We start from the raw sequence: 15,935 nt of genomic DNA on the forward strand, positions 1-15,935 counted from the left end.
TTTACTTTGTCTGAAGGGAGCATATGTTAGTGGATCAACAGCTAGAACATTATCTATTAGAAACACTCGATCCGAAAGCGGAGTGGGAAAAAGAATTAGAAGACTATGCAAAGGCGAATCATATACCAATTATGGAGCCATTAGGGATTAATTTTTTGCAGCAAATGGTTCGTTTAAAAAAACCGAAAAGGATCTTAGAAATTGGGACGGCTATTGGATACTCCGCATTACAAATGGCGACAGCTTATCCTAAGGCTTCTATTGTAACAATTGAACGAGATCAAATTCGTTACGATGAAGCAGTCAAAAATATTAGGAAACTGGATAAACAAGAGGATATAACCGTTTTATTTGGTGATGCATTGGAAATAACTAATCAAGTGGAACAATATGGGCCATATGATTTACTTTTTATTGATGCAGCTAAAGGACAATACCAACGTTTCTTTGAAATGTATAATCAGTTCTTAACTGAGGATGGTTTGATCATCTCAGATAATGTATTATTTAAAGGACTTGTTGCAGATACGTCACAAGCGGCGAATGATCGCATTAATAAATTAGCAAAAAAAATAGGCCATTACAACGAATGGCTGATCAACCATCCTACATACAAAACAACGATTATACCGCTTGGAGATGGCATTGCAGTTAGTGTGAAAAGATAGTGACAACAAAGGAGAGCAGAACGTATGGACAATGATAAACCAGTTGTAATTGGTGTTGCAGGAGGATCTGGATCAGGGAAAACCTCTGTTACTAGGTCAATCAGTCAACGATTTGCCAATAAATCAATCCTTGTTCTTGAACAGGATTATTACTATAAAGACCAATCAAACCTACCTTTTGAGGAAAGGTTAAACACAAATTACGATCACCCTTTTGCATTTGATAATGATCTTCTTTATCAACATGTTCAGGACTTAGTTAATCATAAACCAATTAAAAAACCGATTTATGATTATACACGCCACACCCGTTCCGAAGAAGTAGTGCATGTTGAACCAAAAGAAGTCATCATTTTAGAAGGGATTTTAATCTTGGAAAATCCAAAACTGTTGGATTTAATGGATATTAAAGTGTATGTTGATACAGATGCGGATGTAAGAATTATTAGAAGAATGCTACGTGATATTAAGGAAAGAGGCAGAACCATTGATTCTGTAATTGAACAATATACAAACGTTGTACGCCCGATGCATTTGCAATTCGTGGAACCAACCAAACGATATGCAGACATCATCATCCCTGAAGGCGGTCAAAATCATGTAGCCATTGATATTATGGCAACCAAGATTCAAACAATCTTAAATAGTAAGACATTTTAGTAAGAATGTATTGAAAAATGATTGAAAATCTGCCATAGTATTTGTTAGTAGTTTCGAATACCTCAGATCCATTTTTAAGATTGACCTGAGGCAAACGGTGGCGTAGGAATCATATTATTATTTTGATGATACCTATGAATAACAATACAACGGTCGAAATATTGTCAGGATCAAAGGAGTGTAAGGATATGGCAACAGAAAAAAGCTATTATATGACCCAGGAAGGGTTAGAGAAATTAGAGAAAGAATTAGAATACTTAAAAACAGAAAGAAGACAGGAAGTTGTTGAACGTATAAAAATTGCTCGCGACTTCGGTGACCTTTCAGAGAACTCTGAATATGATGCAGCTAAAGATGAACAAGCTTTTGTTGAATCAAGAATTGTTCAAGTTGAAAACATGATTCGCAATGCAGAAATAATTGAAAGTGATAATGAAAATCCAGATGTAGTATCACTAGGTAAATCGATAACTTTCACCGAATTACCAGATGGTGAAGAAGAGACATATACCATTGTAGGGAGTGCAGAAGCAGATCCATTTGAAGGGAAAATTTCGAATGATTCGCCAATCGCCAAAAGTCTAATAGGCAAAAAAATTGGTGATAAAGTAACTGTCCCAACCCCAGGTGGCGACATGGATGTTGAAATTAAAGATGTAAAATAATTAGAAAAAGCTACTTTACGAATAACCATTCGCGAAGTAGCTTTTTTTAATTCTAAAAATACGATTGTTAATGAACATAAGCAGTATGATACGACATAACTTGGCTCTATTATTTTCTTACATTCTGATTGAAAGAAGTGCTCTACCATCGTTCCGGCAGAATACTACGCTTTCCATGGGCACGGCCTTGGGGCAACACGATGTTGGTCACGCAGGCGTTGAACGCGTGTCCGTGGCGGTCTTAGCCTACGTTCCTTAATCCACAAGTGGATCTTCAGCTCGTGCTGTTCCCATAGGACAAGGAACGCTACGGCAGCGATACATCGCACGAAGAAAATTGGTTTGTATTTTCGAGGAGTCACCGTATTCTGTCTCCACTAAATGATGTTTTCTGATTAGTAATAGATGTATGCCTGTTAAACAATGCATTTTGTATACTCACTCTTTGAGTGCTGTCAAGTTGTAAAATACCTTTTTTTATTCGTTCGAAATAGACAAACGAATGGATTCATTTTTCTTATGTTGTAATCAATAGCTATTATTTTGTTTTGTTTAATTAAGAAATATTCAATAAAACTTCAGATCACACAAACAGCGGAGGCAATACACGAAGACTCCTACGGGAGGAAAGGCCTAGGTGAGACCCCGCAGCGAGGCTCAACAGCCGCCCGTGGAAAGCGCAGTGTATTGCCGCAGCTACTTTTAAAGCACTCATCTTTTATAGAAAGCGGTGAGTTATGTCGTATAATACTGCTTATATGAACAATTGATTAGGTAAATGCGGTTATACGCTATGTTTATTCTCCTACCCATTAGTAAATAATGGAATCTGAGGTGGGAGTCATGAAAATTGGTAGAGTGTTTACACTAGCAGGATTATTAATCGCCATTTTTTGTTTTTTAGTTTATAAATTAATGGACATCCAATTAATATCAACAGAGGAATATGGACCAGAACAAGTAAATCTTTTACAAAAAAGTGTGGAGCAAAGAGCTTCTGAAATAACCTTAACAACTGGTAGAGGAATGTTTATAGATAAAAATGAACAGCCGTTAAATCACTATGTTGCAAAAGATATTGTAATATTTCCGTTTGTTCAAGCAATCGACCTTTCAAGTAGTCTACGAACTGCTTTTACCAATGTGCAATCTAATTGGTTGCAATTGGTAAAAGAAAAGGATTCCCCTATTTATTTATCAGATATAACAGAAAAACCTCTTGATGCGCAACTATTTGATCTTGTTAACAAGGAACAAATACCTGGAATTATTGTGGTGGAAAGAACGTTTGAAAATCAAAACAAATTAGCAACCCATCTGCTTGGATTGGTCCGTCAAAATTCAGAAGAATTTAGCAAACGATACGGGAACAACGAATCCAACCAGATTGAGCCACAACCAATAGGGATATCTGGTCTTGAAAAAACATTCGATTCATTTTTAGTATCTGAAGATAGTGATAAAAAACTTCAATACCACGTAGATGCTAAAGGTAATCCTTTGTTAGGGATGAATCTTCGGTATAAAGGAAATGATGATACTTTTTATCCATTAAAAGTACAAACGACAATTGATGCTGCTATACAACAACAAGCAGAGGATATAGTGGACCAACACCAGTTGCAGAAGGGAGGAGTCATTGTATTGGATGTAGATACAAGAGAAGTGCGGGCAATGGTGTCACGTCCTTCTATCAATGAGTCTAATCCATATCATGAAGACAGTGTTAAGAATCAGATGATTACGGCACAATACCCGGGTTCTATTTTTAAAATAGTAGTTGCTGCTGCTGCAATGGAACATGCAACAGACAAGTTACACCAACAATTCGATTGTGATAAAAATTTATATGGAGATGCTCCTGCAAGTCGATCATTAGGGCTTCTAACATTTGAAGAAAGTTTTGCCCAAAGTTGTAATTTTACATTTGGTCAACTTGCCCAAGACCTTATTAAAAAAGAAGAGACAATGCTTGAAGAATATGCAAAAAAGCTAGGGGTTTTAGGACCTGTTGGCTGGCAAGGAGATGTATTTCATTTTAACGATTTTAGGCAACTGCCTGAGGAAGAAGCAGGCAAAATTTGGGGGAATGAACAAGATCGCTATGTTAACCGGGCAATTATACAAACAGCGATTGGCCAAAAGGAAGTAAAGCTTAGCCCATTAGCGGTAGCGAACATGGTGGCGACCATTGCCAACAATGGTATCAAAAGGGAAGTGAAAGTTGTAGATAAGCTGTTGTATAGCAATAATACAACAATGGAAAATTTTACAGATCAAACCAATCTAGATAATCGAATTGATAAAGAAACCGCTGTTCAATTAAAAGAACTTATGGAAGAGGTTGTAACGAGCGGGACTGGCCAAAGGTTTCATCCTTTATCTGTTGCGGGTAAATCTGGAACAGCTGAAACTGGTAAAAAAGATCAATTGAACCATTGGTTTGTTGGATATTTCCCAATAGACGATCCGCAATATGCCATGGTTGTTGTAGATCTCGAGCAATCCAGTTCCGATGCTAAGAACTATGATATTTTTCATGATATGGTAGAACAATTATTAGATAAAGAAAGTTAAAAGGTCTCCATTAAGATGTTTTGGAGACCTTATGATTATATTGAATATATGGATAATTCGTTAATAAAACATTCTTATAAAACTTTTCCTTGTTTGCAGAAATAACAAAATCGAAAACTACTTTTTCAGGTACGTCGGAGAATTCGATAATATTACCATTAAATAAATAAAATTTAAATACACTTTCCTTTTTATCATAACTTACATCTTCAAACGAGGATAATGCCCATAGAGAACGGTCAAAACGAACTATTTTCAAATTTTCTACCTCCTTACAGGATTGCGATATATCTTTATTAGATATTTATGTTGCAAATCCTTCACATATGCCAAAACTAGTAACAGTTCGACAAAAAAGAATTCAATTCAATGGGAAACATTGGTTCCAAAAAGGAAACATAGTATAATATAATAAGAAATAAAGGGAGGGGGAATAAAAGTGTCTGATGAGTTTAACACATATACAAGAGTAAAACGTTATGATAAAAAAAGAAAAAGCACTAAGGTAATCTCTTGGCTGCTTGTACTTGGCAGCTGTTTGATACTCGGATTGGTTGGTATTTTTGTATTTGGTGATAATGATAATGGTCAAGCAATCAACGAACAGGAAAATAGTGAGGAAAATCAACCAGATTCAAATGAAGGAAGCACTAGCTCTGCGGGCGATGACCTATCAGAAACGAACCCAGAAACAGAAGCAGGCCTAGATGACCACCAAGAAGGTGAGGGGGAGGAACCTTCACAACCTGAAGGGAATCAATCAGATGATGTAACCCTTGAAGAAGTACCGTCAGAAGATGACAATGTAATCGAAGCATACATAGGGGACTGGGAACCAATTGAGACAGAAGTAGAATTGCCTTTTGAAATACCTTGGGATGATTGGGATGAGGATTCACAAAGTTGGCAAGAGTTATTGATGGCAATTGAACAAGTGACAGGATTGACTGAGGAAGATAGGATCGTATGGTGGGTGACAAGTGATGGGCCACAAAATGTAGTTGCTACGGTAACGAACCGCACAGAATCAGAAATATATCGAGTATATGTTTCATGGATCGAAAACCAAGGCTGGGCCACAACAAAGGTAGAGATTTTAGAAGAAAATGATCAAAATCCTGAATATACGAATGAGAATGATCAAGATGAACAACAGGATGTAGAAGAATAATTGACCAACGAATGATTGACACAATAAGGAGGAAAAAGTTTTGGCAATTGGAATTATTGGAGCAATGGATGAAGAAATACACTTATTAGAACAAAACATGGTAGGGCAACAAAAACAAGAAATAGCAGGTTGTTTGTTTATTCAAGGTAAGTTGCATGAAACAGACGTAGTGTTGTTAAAATCAGGAATTGGAAAAGTAAATGCAGCAATGGCAACTACTATATTGCACCAAAACTATCAACCCGAATACGTTATAAATACAGGTTCTGCGGGAGGGTTTGCCAGTCAATTAGATGTAGGTGATTTAGTTATTTCAACGGAAGTTACCCATCATGATGTTGATGTTACAGCATTTGACTATGTATATGGTCAAGTCCCAGGTATGCCACCTACATATAAAGCAGATGTAGCATTAATTAATCAAGCAATGGAGGCAACGAAAAAATTAGATAATGTGAAAGTGGAACAAGGATTAATCGCAACGAGTGATTCCTTTATGCAAGAGGAAAGCCATGTTGCAGTTGTTCGCGAAAAGTTCCCTACTATGTTAGCAGCAGAAATGGAAGCAGCAGCAATTGCACAAGTGTGTTATCACTATCAAACACCGTTTGTAATCATCCGTGCACTTTCAGATATCGCTGGTAAAGAATCTTCCATTTCATTTGATGCATTTCTTGAAAAGGCAGCAACAAATGCCGCAACATTGATCATGGATATGATAAAACAATAGCGAGTTACCAGCATTTACATCCCCTCCATTCTCCAATAGTATGTTATCATGCAACTAGGAGAGAGGGGAAATGACATGGAAGAACAATCTACAAAAATGAAACAAAAAATTAAAGATTATAGTAGATTTCTAATAACATTACTGATTCTTAGTGTGTATTTCTATTTAGGGATGATTATTAATACATTTCTTGTTCCTTCCGAACAAAGCGGATTACTAATTATTTTAATGTTATCAAGCTTAAGTTTTGCAGGCTTGTTTGCTTTTCTAATCTCAAAATGGAACAAACAGTTAAAACAATTAATTGAACAATAAAACCTCTGATTTATTTTAAATCAGAGGTTTTATTGTAGTATAGACTATTGCAGACGTATGGGAAAATAAATGTTTTTGTCCATCTAGGTCTTTCCTGTAACTTGAGTTGCTAAAAAGCAAGATGGACCGTTTTCTGGCCGAGTTGAATGATCATTTATTTACAATCAATGATTTAAACATAATTATAATAGTAATAGCCTCCACCAAGGATGAGTAACAGTATTAATAATACGATTAGTAGTCCGAAACCGAAGCTATTTCCACCACCATATCCTGGATAGCCATAATGGTAGTATCCAGGGTATTGGCTATAATACGGATTATACGGATAACCCCAATAGGACATTAGCATTCACCCGCCTTTAGGTTGTTTACTATATTGTATGTTGTAGTCTGTTGTGTGTTTGGGTAAATGTCTAGTTGTTTTCTTTCTCTTTTCGATAGTATTCATGAAAGATTTTCATTAATGCCCGTTTTTCAATCCTGGAGACATAGCTACGAGAAATGTTGAGTTTTTTAGCAATTTCTCTTTGGGTTAAATCATCATCATTATTTAGTCCGTAGCGGCAAATGATCACTTCTTTTTCTCGTTCATCTAATACGCCTAAATATTCTCTAATTTTAGCTACTTCCATATTTAATTGAATATACTCGATGACATCCTCATTTTCTGATTGTAGGATATCGATTAGGCTAATTTCATTTCCCTCTTTGTCTTGCCCAATTGGATCATGTAAGGAAACATCTTTTTTCGTTTTCTTTAATGCGCGCAAATGCATCAATATCTCGTTCTCTATACAACGCGCCGCATAAGTAGCTAATTTTGTCCCTTTACCACTAGAGAAACTTTCAATCCCCTTTATCAACCCAATGGTGCCAATCGAAATCAGGTCTTCGGTATCTTCCCCAGTATTTTCAAATTTTTTAACGATATGAGCAACCAATCGCAAATTATGTTCAATTAACTTATCTCGGGCATTTTCATCGCCTTCCTGCATCTTTTCGATGTAAGCAGCTTCTTCTTTCGGTGATAATGGCTGTGGAAATGCATGATTCTTTACATAGGATACAAAAAACATGGTTTCTTTAATGAGTAATGCAATCGCACTTAATATACTAGACAAGCACAAGCACCTCCTACAATGTGGGCTATTGCCTATAGTTCCACTTTATGTTGATATCTGTAGAAATGTGCCTGTACAATCCAAAAAAATTAATAAGAATTTTTCTGCCGGACTGATGGAAGTTTCCTCCTATCAAAAGATAATAAAGTCAAACATTTACTTATTACGGATTTATTTGATAAGATGACAATATCCATGAAATAATCTCCTTTTTGTAAAAGTTACGGATAACGTGGATAAGACTTTTACAATAGGAGATTTTTTTATGGGATTAATGGAAAATTATTCATCTATTTGTGAGGCTAGTGTATAGAAACTTCACTCTGTGGGGGGCTCTTCCACCACTGAGGTGTTCATTGAACGAATCGGGGTGAAAGCGAAAGTTAACTCGACTTAAACATTTTCGTTTCCTATCATGTTTTGAAGTGGAGTCTTACGGACAGTTGCAAGGGGATAAAAACAAAGATCATCTAGTTAAAGGTAAAGAAAAGCTCGAATATTCAGTGGCGGTATATATTCATTCAGATATAATTATGTAATTGTATAAATTGGACATATTATCAATATAAAATGCGAATAAAAAACTCTTGCCCATTAAAAAGAATGGCAAGAGTTCGACAATTTTTAAGGTGTTTCTGTATAATGTACCTCGATTAGCTAGAGTATTGTATTTCTTTTAGGAGTGATCTTCGTTGTATTTCTTCTTCAATTAATTGGATGAATTCCGGGCTTAAATCTAACTCATTTGCTTTGTGATAGGATTCGATTAAAAGTTCATCTGATAAATATTCCATAGTCGTCCCTCCATTATTGGAAGTCCTTCATTGCGCCTTTGAAAAGGGAATGAAGTAATCTTGAAAAGCTATTAATAATGTACCATGAATACATGGGAGGGACAACCTGATAGTTATCTACAGTGGCTTGTATATAACTTGTGAGCAAAAAGTGGAAAAGAAGAAGAAAAGTTGATGTAACAAGCGGTATTTTGTGAGTAAAGTTATCCACAAAAAGAAAAGTGTTGCAATTTGTCGAACGATTTCTTGTAATTTTTTGAACTTGACTGCATAAAAATAGTAATTTTTAGTAGTTTTTTTTGAAACTAACAGCTAAATTGTTTATGATGAGTAAGGAGAAATTGGAAACGGCTAAACAGTATTGAGGTGAGGTAGTCATTGTTGAAAAGATTTTTACCTAATGAACATGTGAAAACTGTCTTTCACATTGAACCAGAAGAGTTAAAGCAAAGAGGCATAAAAGGAATCATTACTGATCTTGATAATACGTTAGTTGCTTGGGATGTTAAAGATGCAACACCAGATATTATAAAATGGTTCAAACAAATGGAAGATCACAACATTAAAGTAACCATAATATCAAATAATAAGGAAGAACGTGTTCGGATTTTCTCTGAGCCTTTAGCAACTCCGTTTGTTTTTAGTGCACGAAAACCACTTACAAAGTCTTTTAAAAAAGCTGCTAGAGAAATGAATTTGAAAAAAGAAGAGGTTGTAGTGATAGGTGATCAAATCTTAACGGACGTGCTAGGGGGGAACCGTGCAGGGTTTCATACAATTTTAGTAGTTCCAATCGTACAAACAGATGGTGCGTTAACGCGGATAAATAGGCGGATTGAACGAAGAATATTAAGTTGGATGAGAAAACGAGGAATGCTGACTTGGGAGGAATAGAAATGGAAGAGATAGTATGTCAAGGTTGCGGTGTTCCGATTCAATCAGAGGAACCAAACCAAGCTGGATTTGTACCTAAATCCGCATTGGACAAAGAAGATATTATTTGTAAAAGGTGTTTTAGGTTAAAACACTATAACGAAGTTCAAGATGTTGCATATACAGACGATGACTTTTTGGAAATGATTAGTCAAATAAGAAATACAGAAGGACTTATTGTTAATTTAGTCGATATCTTTGATTTTAATGGAAGTTTTATTAACAGCTTGCAGCGGTTAACGGGATCGAATCCGATTATCCTTGTTGGCAATAAAGTAGATTTACTACCTAAATCAACGAATAAGAATAAATTAAAACAATGGTTAAGAAAATCAGCGAAGGATTTAGGTTTAAAGGTAACGGATGTTTTTCTCATATCTGCAGCCAAGGATCGGGGAATGGAAGAATTACAACAAGCAATCGAGTCCTACCGAAATGGAAAAGATGTGTATGTGGTAGGTAGCACGAATGTAGGGAAATCCACTTTTATTAATCGTTTAATAAATAAAACAACGGGAGTTCAAGATGCGATTACTACTTCCTATTTTCCTGGTACTACGTTAGGGTTTATTGATATTCCTTTAGATGAAAGGACTTCTTTGTTTGATACACCTGGTGTGGTGAACCGAAATCAAATAGCGCATTATATCTCGGAGAAGGACATAAAAGTGATTACACCTAATAAAGAAATTAAACCAAGGACGTTTCAACTGAATGATGGCCAAACATTATTCTTTGGAGGATTGGCGAGACTTGATTTTGAGAAAGGACCTAAACAACCGTTTGTTTGTTATTTTGCGAATGGCTTGTCGATCCACCGGACGAAATTGGAAAATGCAGATGATTTATATGAAAATCATCGTGGGGAAATGTTATCACCACCAAGCGAGGATAGCTTGGAGTCGATACCACCACTTACAGCACAATCTTTACGGATTACGGAAGCAAAGACCGATATTGTGTTCCCTGGATTAGGTTGGGTGACATTACCGAGTGGGGAAGCGACGGTTACCGTACACAGTATTAAAGGGGTTCCAGTTACGATTCGTAGATCGTTAATTTAAAGGGGGAGAGCAGATGGACTTAAAACTAGGGTTAATCGGTTATCCGATAAAGCATTCTTTGTCACCATGGATTCATCAGCAATTTATGGATACCTTAGGAGTAGAAGGTCGGTATGACTTATATGAAAGTCCACCAGAGCAACTAGGGGAAACAATCAATCAATTACGAGATCAACAACTAGATGGTTTTAATATTACGGTACCATATAAACAGAAAATCATCCCGTACTTAGATGAACTGGATTCAGATGCGAAGGAAATTGGTGCAGTGAATACAGTTGTTCAAACCAATGGTAAGTGGAAAGGATACAATACTGATGGAGCAGGGTATGTACGCTCTGTGAAACAATCCTATCCCAACCTTTTCGCCCCTAATCACCGTGTATTAATTCTTGGAGCAGGTGGTGCAGCTAGAGGGATTTATAGAGCTTTAGTGCATGAAGCTTTTACAACGGTAGATATTGCAAACCGAACGTTAGAACGTGCGGATGATTTATTAGATTTAAAAACAGAGGATGTGACAACGAATATTCTATCGTTTAAAGATGCGGAACAAGCATTAAGTAAGTATGATTTCATCGTTCAGACAACATCTGTTGGGATGAAACCAAACGTAGAAGATCAAATTATTTCGTTGGAACAGTTAAAACCAAATACAATCGTTAGTGATATTGTTTATCAACCACTACTAACTTCTTTTTTGAAAGATGCTAAACAACGTGGCGGGTTGATTCATCAAGGACATACAATGTTGTTATATCAGGCGCAATTGGCATTTAGACATTGGTCAGGTGCGAGTGTGCCGGCACAGGATATTTTAATTGAATTAGAAAAAAGATTGTGAGGGAAAGCATCATGCTAACAGGTAAACAAAAAAGATTTTTACGGTCAAAAGCACATCACTTAAACCCAATTTTTCAAGTTGGGAAGACAGGTGTTAATGAAAATATGATTATTCAAATAAATGAGGCATTAGAAAAAAGAGAACTAATCAAGGTAAGTATTTTGCAAAACTGCATGGAGGAAAAGGATGAAGTTGCAGCTAGTCTAGCAGAAGGAACGAATGCTGAAGTTGTACAAATAATCGGTAATATTATCGTTCTATACAAAGAATCAGAAGATAACAAACAAATTGTCTTACCATAGTTAATCAGTCGTAAAGGGGTAGTGTATGAAGAAAGTTGGTTTATTAGGGGGGACGTTTGATCCTCCGCATTATGGACATTTATTGATAGGTGAAGAAGTGTACAATAAGCTTGATCTTGATGAGGTATGGTTTATTCCATCATTTGAACCTCCACATAAAGATAAGGCAACGACAAGTGCTAGCAACAGGATAGCAATGGTAGAAGCGGCTATTCATGATAACCCACACTTCAAATTGAATACAATTGAAGTGGAGCGTTCCGAAAAATCCTATACGATTCATACAATCGAAGTATTACAGGAACAATATCCTAATATAACGTTTTATTTTATTATTGGTGCGGATATGGTCGAATATTTACCTAATTGGTATGATATTGATCGCTTAATGGAAAAAATTAAATTTGTTGGAGTGAAGAGAGCGGATTACCAATTAAACACGGACTATCCCGTTATCGAGGTAGATATTCCTGGTTTAGAGATTTCTTCGACTTTAATTAGGGACCGAATAGCTCAAGGGGAATCAATCAACTATCTTACACCGCCTCAAGTGATTGACCTCATTAAGGAGGCTCAGTTATATGGAAAGAAATGAAGCGCTAGCATTAGTGGAACCACATTTAAAAGCCGTTCGGTTTGAGCATACGAAACGAGTAGTGGATACTGCAATCAATTTAGCGGAACAATATGGGGTAGATAAACAAAAAGCAGAACTTGCAGCTGTTTTTCATGACTATGCCAAGTACCGTGATAAGCAAGAAATGCAACGGTGGATTGAACAAGAAGCCTTACCAAAAGATTTATTAGATTTTCATCATGAATTATGGCATGGTCCTGTCGGGGCGCTGCTTGTGAAGCGAGAAATTGGGATAACCGACCAATCGGTATTAGATGCGATTCGTTGGCACACAACAGGTAGAGCGAATATGACACCATTAGAGAAGGTTGTTTTTTTGGCAGACTATATAGAACCAGGTCGAGATTTCCCTGGAGTAGGAGAAGTTCGAGACCAAGCGAAACAAGATTTGGATAGAGCTTGCTGGATGGCTTTGAAAAATACAATAACTTTTTTAATGAGTAAAGATGCGACAATCTATCCTGATACATTTCATGCTTATAATGATTTGTTACGTGTTGTAGAATAAATGCAAAAGGATTTATCCCACCTTAACAAGCAGAGATAATGAAATAGCCTCTTCAATAAATAGTAAAGAATCGAAGAAGGTGAATGGTGAATATACTACTTGTAAAGGTCTAATTCGGTAAACTAACCACTATTGGATAAAGAACTCCCACTAATGGAAGTTTCACTTTATGTTATTGGAGGGAAATATTGAGATGGATAGCAAACAGTTGGCACTAGACATTGCAAAGGTATGTGACGATAAACGTGGAGAAGATATTGTACTGTTAGATATGAATGATGTTTCGATAATTGCAGATTATTTTTTAATTTGTCAAGGTTCTAATGAACGGCAAGTTGAAGCAATTGCAAGAGCGATTAAAGATGAAGCAGATGAACAAGGGATTGATGTGAAACGCATGGAAGGATTCGAACATGCAAGATGGATCTTAGTCGACTTGGGTGACATTGTTTGTCACATATTCCATAAAGATGAAAGAAATTACTATAACCTTGAGCGATTATGGGGAGATGCACCAGTCGTCGAAATTAATGAATTGTAAGAGGGATGAAACATGTCTTATGCAAAAATGGCGCAAGTATATGATAGTTTAATGGAAGACGCTCCATATGATGAATGGACAGAATTTGCCATTCACATGTTTACTAAATATGGTAATGGTGATGTCCGAAACGTAATCGACTTAGGATGTGGTACCGGTCAAATAACGACTAGGTTAGCACAAGAAGGATACGATATGAGTGGTGTTGATCTTTCTGCAGATATGCTAACATACGCCCAGCATCATGCCTTAGAACAACAAGTATCTATTAAATGGTTTCAGCAAGATTTACGTCAGTTGCAGGGTTTTCATGGATTTGATGCAGTGATTAGTTTCTGTGATGTCATCAATTATATAACCAATGAAGAAGATGTAAAACAAGTATTCAAGCATGTCAATAGCATGTTGGAGATGAACGGTTTATTTTTATTCGATGTCCATTCTATGGCCCATGTAGAAAATGATTTGAAAGATCAAACATTTGCGGAAGTTTATGATGATTTGTCCTATATTTGGTTATGCCAACCAGGGGAACATGAAGGGGAAGTCCATCATGATTTGACCTTTTTTGTTTTGGATGAGTCGCAATATGATCGGTTTGATGAAAATCACCAGCAACGTACATATCCTGTTCATGTATATAATCAGTGGTTAATAGACAATGGATTTGAAGCAAAAGGTGTTTTTGCTGATTTTTCTGTCGATCAAGTGCAGTCTGATGGTGAACGTTTATTCTTTGTCTATGAAAAAATTCGAGAAAGCGAATAAGCTTCTCGAATTTTTTACATAGATAAGCAGGAATTTGTTGGTTAGCGTCGAATTTTATATTTAAGTAATAACAATTAGTTTTTGCGTTCGAGTTGTGCACCGATTTTAGTAATATCTTCAAAATATTTTGTGTGGGTGGCGTGGATCAAATGTGGAAACAATTCTCCTAACTCTACTTCCATGGCTTTAATACCTTCACCAGTAACCCCACCTTTGACACATACTTTATCAATTAATTCTGGTAATGTGTAATGTCCATCTTCTAAGAGTTTTCCAAAACCAATAAACATTTTTTCAGTAAGTTGTGTGGCGAGTTCCTGATCAATATCTGTTTCCTTGCAGGCGGTATCGATATAATGTTGTGCTAAATAACCAAAAAATGCAGGGCCACAAGATACCATATCCGATGCCATTCGTGTTACATTATTATCAATAATTTCAGGTGTGGAATAAAGACGGCTGCTTTGAAGTAAGTAGCCTTTCATTTCTTTTGTTATTTGCTCACCAAAAGAAACGAGCGTAATTCCTGCTAAGGCACGGTTTGTGATACTTGGGATCATCCTGGCTACTTGACATGGAACTACTGATTCTAATCGTTCAACAGAAAAAGGGCTGGTGATGGAAACGATACATTGGTCTTTACTTAGTTGGTCTCTTAGTTTTGTTAAGAGAGGATAAATCTCAAGTGGCTTTACACAAATATAAATAATATCTACCTGTGATACTAATTGCTCTGCAGTTTCACAGACATGGAGGTTTGGATATTGTTGTTGAATGGTGTATGCCTTATCGATCGTTCTGTTTGTAATGTATAATTGGTCCTGTTCAATTACATTCGATGACAACCATGCATCAATTAATACTTGCCCCATATTTCCCGTGCCGATAACTCCCCATTTCATAGTAGCTTCCCTCCAATTTACCGCTTTTACAACTACATTGTATGAAGTACTTGTTGAAGTTATGAAAGGATGTGACTTTATCATTGGATTGGCTCAAGAAAAATTGGGTATTGTTAATGATTATTGGTGGCTTAGTTGTTTCATTACTCGTTCAAATCATGCAGACAGATAAGTTCGTAGATGATAATTTAGAGGAGATTCCGGAAGAGGTTGATCAATTTGCGCGAGAGGAGGAAAGTGATACAGAGCAAGCGGAAGTATCTAAAGAACCCCAAAACATATTTATCGATGTAAAAGGTCAGGTGAATCAACCTGGCGTGTATCAAGTAGAAGAAGGTAAGCGTGTGCGTGATCTCATTCAAATGGCGGGAGGATTTACTGAGGAGGCTAATCAACAATTTGTTAATTTGGCGCAAAAGGTGGTTGATGAAATGATTATTTTTGTGCCAAAGATTGGGGAAGAGGTAGGAGAACAAACTATAGCTCGACCAACTTCTGAAAAGGATGGGCTAGTAGATATCAATTACGCAACGAAAGAGGAGATCACGTCCCTATCAGGAATAGGAAGCGTAAAAGCTACAGCAATTATTAACTACCGAGAAGAGAATGGTTTGTTTCAATCGAAACAAGATTTATTACAAGTAAATGGGATCGGTCAGAAAACATTGGAAACTATTGAGGAAGCTATAACTGTTCGCTAGCTTATTGACTTGTCTACAGACCAGCGGTACA

General features: G+C 36.5%; 21 protein-coding genes. 16 read left to right on the forward strand and 5 right to left on the reverse strand.

Translation table 11 applies throughout. From position 1 onward, the window contains the following. Window positions 1-23 precede the first annotated feature (23 nt). The 4 genes from FCI53_RS02830 to FCI53_RS02850 all read left to right on the forward strand — a co-directional run bounded on the left by FCI53_RS02830 (window position 24) and on the right by FCI53_RS02850 (window position 4,570). Window positions 24-668, forward strand: coding sequence for an O-methyltransferase (locus tag FCI53_RS02830; RefSeq protein ID WP_138415635.1), 645 nt, complete (start codon window positions 24-26; stop codon window positions 666-668). Window positions 669-692: 24 nt separating this feature from the next. Beyond that, window positions 693-1,328 carry a uridine kinase gene (gene udk, locus FCI53_RS02835; RefSeq protein ID WP_138415636.1) on the forward strand — a complete coding sequence of 212 codons (636 nt, stop codon included), beginning with the start codon at window positions 693-695 and terminating at the stop codon, window positions 1,326-1,328. Between the two features lie 188 nt (window positions 1,329-1,516). Beyond that, window positions 1,517-1,993, forward strand: coding sequence for a transcription elongation factor GreA (gene greA / locus FCI53_RS02840; RefSeq protein WP_138415638.1), 477 nt, complete (start codon window positions 1,517-1,519; stop codon window positions 1,991-1,993). Window positions 1,994-2,836: 843 nt separating this feature from the next. Further along, a complete protein-coding gene (locus FCI53_RS02850; RefSeq protein ID WP_171038036.1) occupies window positions 2,837-4,570 on the forward strand; it encodes a peptidoglycan D,D-transpeptidase FtsI family protein in 1,734 nt (577 codons plus the stop codon). Window positions 4,571-4,580: 10 nt separating this feature from the next. On the opposite strand, the gene FCI53_RS02855 is transcribed toward FCI53_RS02850, so the two are convergent. Continuing rightward, window positions 4,581-4,829, reverse strand: coding sequence for a hypothetical protein (locus FCI53_RS02855; RefSeq protein WP_138415644.1), 249 nt, complete (start codon window positions 4,827-4,829; stop codon window positions 4,581-4,583). Between the two features lie 180 nt (window positions 4,830-5,009). On the opposite strand from FCI53_RS02855, the gene FCI53_RS02860 reads away from it, so the two are divergent. From FCI53_RS02860 to FCI53_RS02870, 3 genes are all read left to right on the forward strand, one after another. Further along, window positions 5,010-5,741: a YrrS family protein gene (locus FCI53_RS02860; protein WP_171038037.1), complete on the forward strand. Its 732-nt coding sequence runs from the start codon at window positions 5,010-5,012 to the stop codon at window positions 5,739-5,741. Between the two features lie 40 nt (window positions 5,742-5,781). Next, the gene (gene mtnN, locus FCI53_RS02865) at window positions 5,782-6,471 is read left to right on the forward strand and encodes a 5'-methylthioadenosine/S-adenosylhomocysteine nucleosidase (protein ID WP_138415649.1); all 690 of its coding nucleotides are present in this window, start codon (window positions 5,782-5,784) and stop codon (window positions 6,469-6,471) included. Between the two features lie 75 nt (window positions 6,472-6,546). After that, complete coding sequence (locus tag FCI53_RS02870) at window positions 6,547-6,786, forward strand: YrhC family protein (protein WP_171038038.1); 240 nt, start codon at window positions 6,547-6,549, stop codon at window positions 6,784-6,786. Between the two features lie 172 nt (window positions 6,787-6,958). On the opposite strand, the gene FCI53_RS02875 is transcribed toward FCI53_RS02870, so the two are convergent. From FCI53_RS02875 to sda, 3 genes are all read right to left on the reverse strand, one after another. After that, entirely contained in the window at window positions 6,959-7,132 is a 174-nt protein-coding gene (locus FCI53_RS02875) for a sporulation protein YjcZ (RefSeq protein WP_138415653.1), read from the reverse strand. A gap of 70 nt (window positions 7,133-7,202) precedes the next feature. After that, window positions 7,203-7,910, reverse strand: a complete 708-nt coding sequence (sigK, locus tag FCI53_RS02880; protein WP_138415655.1) for an RNA polymerase sporulation sigma factor SigK — start codon at window positions 7,908-7,910, stop codon at window positions 7,203-7,205. A gap of 653 nt (window positions 7,911-8,563) precedes the next feature. After that, window positions 8,564-8,704, reverse strand: coding sequence for a sporulation histidine kinase inhibitor Sda (gene sda / locus FCI53_RS02885; protein ID WP_138415657.1), 141 nt, complete (start codon window positions 8,702-8,704; stop codon window positions 8,564-8,566). A gap of 378 nt (window positions 8,705-9,082) precedes the next feature. Between sda and FCI53_RS02890 the strand changes: the two genes are divergently transcribed. The 8 genes from FCI53_RS02890 to FCI53_RS02925 all read left to right on the forward strand — a co-directional run bounded on the left by FCI53_RS02890 (window position 9,083) and on the right by FCI53_RS02925 (window position 14,301). After that, entirely contained in the window at window positions 9,083-9,598 is a 516-nt protein-coding gene (locus FCI53_RS02890; protein ID WP_138415659.1) for a YqeG family HAD IIIA-type phosphatase, read from the forward strand. 2 nt (window positions 9,599-9,600) lie between these two features. After that, on the forward strand, window positions 9,601-10,701 hold the full coding sequence (gene yqeH / locus FCI53_RS02895) for a ribosome biogenesis GTPase YqeH (RefSeq protein WP_138415661.1): 1,101 nt from the start codon (window positions 9,601-9,603) through the stop codon (window positions 10,699-10,701). 13 nt (window positions 10,702-10,714) lie between these two features. Beyond that, window positions 10,715-11,545 (forward strand): shikimate dehydrogenase, encoded by an 831-nt coding sequence (aroE, locus tag FCI53_RS02900; RefSeq protein WP_138415663.1) that lies wholly within the window; start codon window positions 10,715-10,717, stop codon window positions 11,543-11,545. Window positions 11,546-11,556: 11 nt separating this feature from the next. Then, window positions 11,557-11,847, forward strand: coding sequence for a ribosome assembly RNA-binding protein YhbY (yhbY, locus tag FCI53_RS02905; RefSeq protein ID WP_138415665.1), 291 nt, complete (start codon window positions 11,557-11,559; stop codon window positions 11,845-11,847). 25 nt (window positions 11,848-11,872) lie between these two features. Beyond that, a complete protein-coding gene (locus tag FCI53_RS02910) occupies window positions 11,873-12,442 on the forward strand; it encodes a nicotinate-nucleotide adenylyltransferase (protein ID WP_138415667.1) in 570 nt (189 codons plus the stop codon). Further along, the gene (yqeK, locus tag FCI53_RS02915; RefSeq protein ID WP_138415669.1) at window positions 12,429-12,992 is read left to right on the forward strand and encodes a bis(5'-nucleosyl)-tetraphosphatase (symmetrical) YqeK; all 564 of its coding nucleotides are present in this window, start codon (window positions 12,429-12,431) and stop codon (window positions 12,990-12,992) included. The genes FCI53_RS02910 and yqeK overlap by 14 nt, the downstream gene beginning before the upstream one ends. Window positions 12,993-13,185: 193 nt before the next feature. Then, window positions 13,186-13,533, forward strand: coding sequence for a ribosome silencing factor (gene rsfS / locus FCI53_RS02920; protein WP_138415670.1), 348 nt, complete (start codon window positions 13,186-13,188; stop codon window positions 13,531-13,533). A gap of 12 nt (window positions 13,534-13,545) precedes the next feature. Then, window positions 13,546-14,301, forward strand: a complete 756-nt coding sequence (locus tag FCI53_RS02925; RefSeq protein ID WP_138415672.1) for a class I SAM-dependent DNA methyltransferase — start codon at window positions 13,546-13,548, stop codon at window positions 14,299-14,301. A gap of 74 nt (window positions 14,302-14,375) precedes the next feature. Here the strand turns inward: FCI53_RS02925 and comER are convergent, their stop codons facing one another. Continuing rightward, window positions 14,376-15,203: a late competence protein ComER gene (comER, locus tag FCI53_RS02930; protein WP_138415674.1), complete on the reverse strand. Its 828-nt coding sequence runs from the start codon at window positions 15,201-15,203 to the stop codon at window positions 14,376-14,378. Window positions 15,204-15,286: 83 nt separating this feature from the next. Between comER and FCI53_RS02935 the strand changes: the two genes are divergently transcribed. Beyond that, a complete protein-coding gene (locus tag FCI53_RS02935; RefSeq protein ID WP_138415676.1) occupies window positions 15,287-15,904 on the forward strand; it encodes a helix-hairpin-helix domain-containing protein in 618 nt (205 codons plus the stop codon). The last annotated feature ends 31 nt before the right edge of the window (window positions 15,905-15,935 follow it).

The sequence above is a fragment of the Aquibacillus sediminis genome (genome assembly GCF_005870085.1).
Lineage (GTDB): Bacteria > Bacillota > Bacilli > Bacillales > Amphibacillaceae > Aquibacillus_E > Aquibacillus_E sediminis.

What these genes read in the sequence shown, in the direction of transcription:
- aroE (WP_138415663.1), top strand. Translation starts at nt 10,715, where the DNA reads ATGGACTTAAAACTAGGGTTAATCGGTTATCCGATAAAGCATTCTTTG.
- yhbY (WP_138415665.1), top strand. Translation starts at nt 11,557, where the DNA reads ATGCTAACAGGTAAACAAAAAAGATTTTTACGGTCAAAAGCACATCAC.
- FCI53_RS02875 (WP_138415653.1), bottom strand. Translation starts at nt 7,132, where the DNA reads ATGTCCTATTGGGGTTATCCGTATAATCCGTATTATAGCCAATACCCT.
- FCI53_RS02910 (WP_138415667.1), top strand. Translation starts at nt 11,873, where the DNA reads ATGAAGAAAGTTGGTTTATTAGGGGGGACGTTTGATCCTCCGCATTAT.
- FCI53_RS02830 (WP_138415635.1), top strand. Translation starts at nt 24, where the DNA reads ATGTTAGTGGATCAACAGCTAGAACATTATCTATTAGAAACACTCGAT.
- greA (WP_138415638.1), top strand. Translation starts at nt 1,517, where the DNA reads ATGGCAACAGAAAAAAGCTATTATATGACCCAGGAAGGGTTAGAGAAA.
- sda (WP_138415657.1), bottom strand. Translation starts at nt 8,704, where the DNA reads ATGGAATATTTATCAGATGAACTTTTAATCGAATCCTATCACAAAGCA.
- FCI53_RS02850 (WP_171038036.1), top strand. Translation starts at nt 2,837, where the DNA reads ATGAAAATTGGTAGAGTGTTTACACTAGCAGGATTATTAATCGCCATT.
- udk (WP_138415636.1), top strand. Translation starts at nt 693, where the DNA reads ATGGACAATGATAAACCAGTTGTAATTGGTGTTGCAGGAGGATCTGGA.
- yqeH (WP_138415661.1), top strand. Translation starts at nt 9,601, where the DNA reads ATGGAAGAGATAGTATGTCAAGGTTGCGGTGTTCCGATTCAATCAGAG.
- rsfS (WP_138415670.1), top strand. Translation starts at nt 13,186, where the DNA reads ATGGATAGCAAACAGTTGGCACTAGACATTGCAAAGGTATGTGACGAT.
- yqeK (WP_138415669.1), top strand. Translation starts at nt 12,429, where the DNA reads ATGGAAAGAAATGAAGCGCTAGCATTAGTGGAACCACATTTAAAAGCC.
- comER (WP_138415674.1), bottom strand. Translation starts at nt 15,203, where the DNA reads ATGAAATGGGGAGTTATCGGCACGGGAAATATGGGGCAAGTATTAATT.
- FCI53_RS02870 (WP_171038038.1), top strand. Translation starts at nt 6,547, where the DNA reads ATGGAAGAACAATCTACAAAAATGAAACAAAAAATTAAAGATTATAGT.
- FCI53_RS02925 (WP_138415672.1), top strand. Translation starts at nt 13,546, where the DNA reads ATGTCTTATGCAAAAATGGCGCAAGTATATGATAGTTTAATGGAAGAC.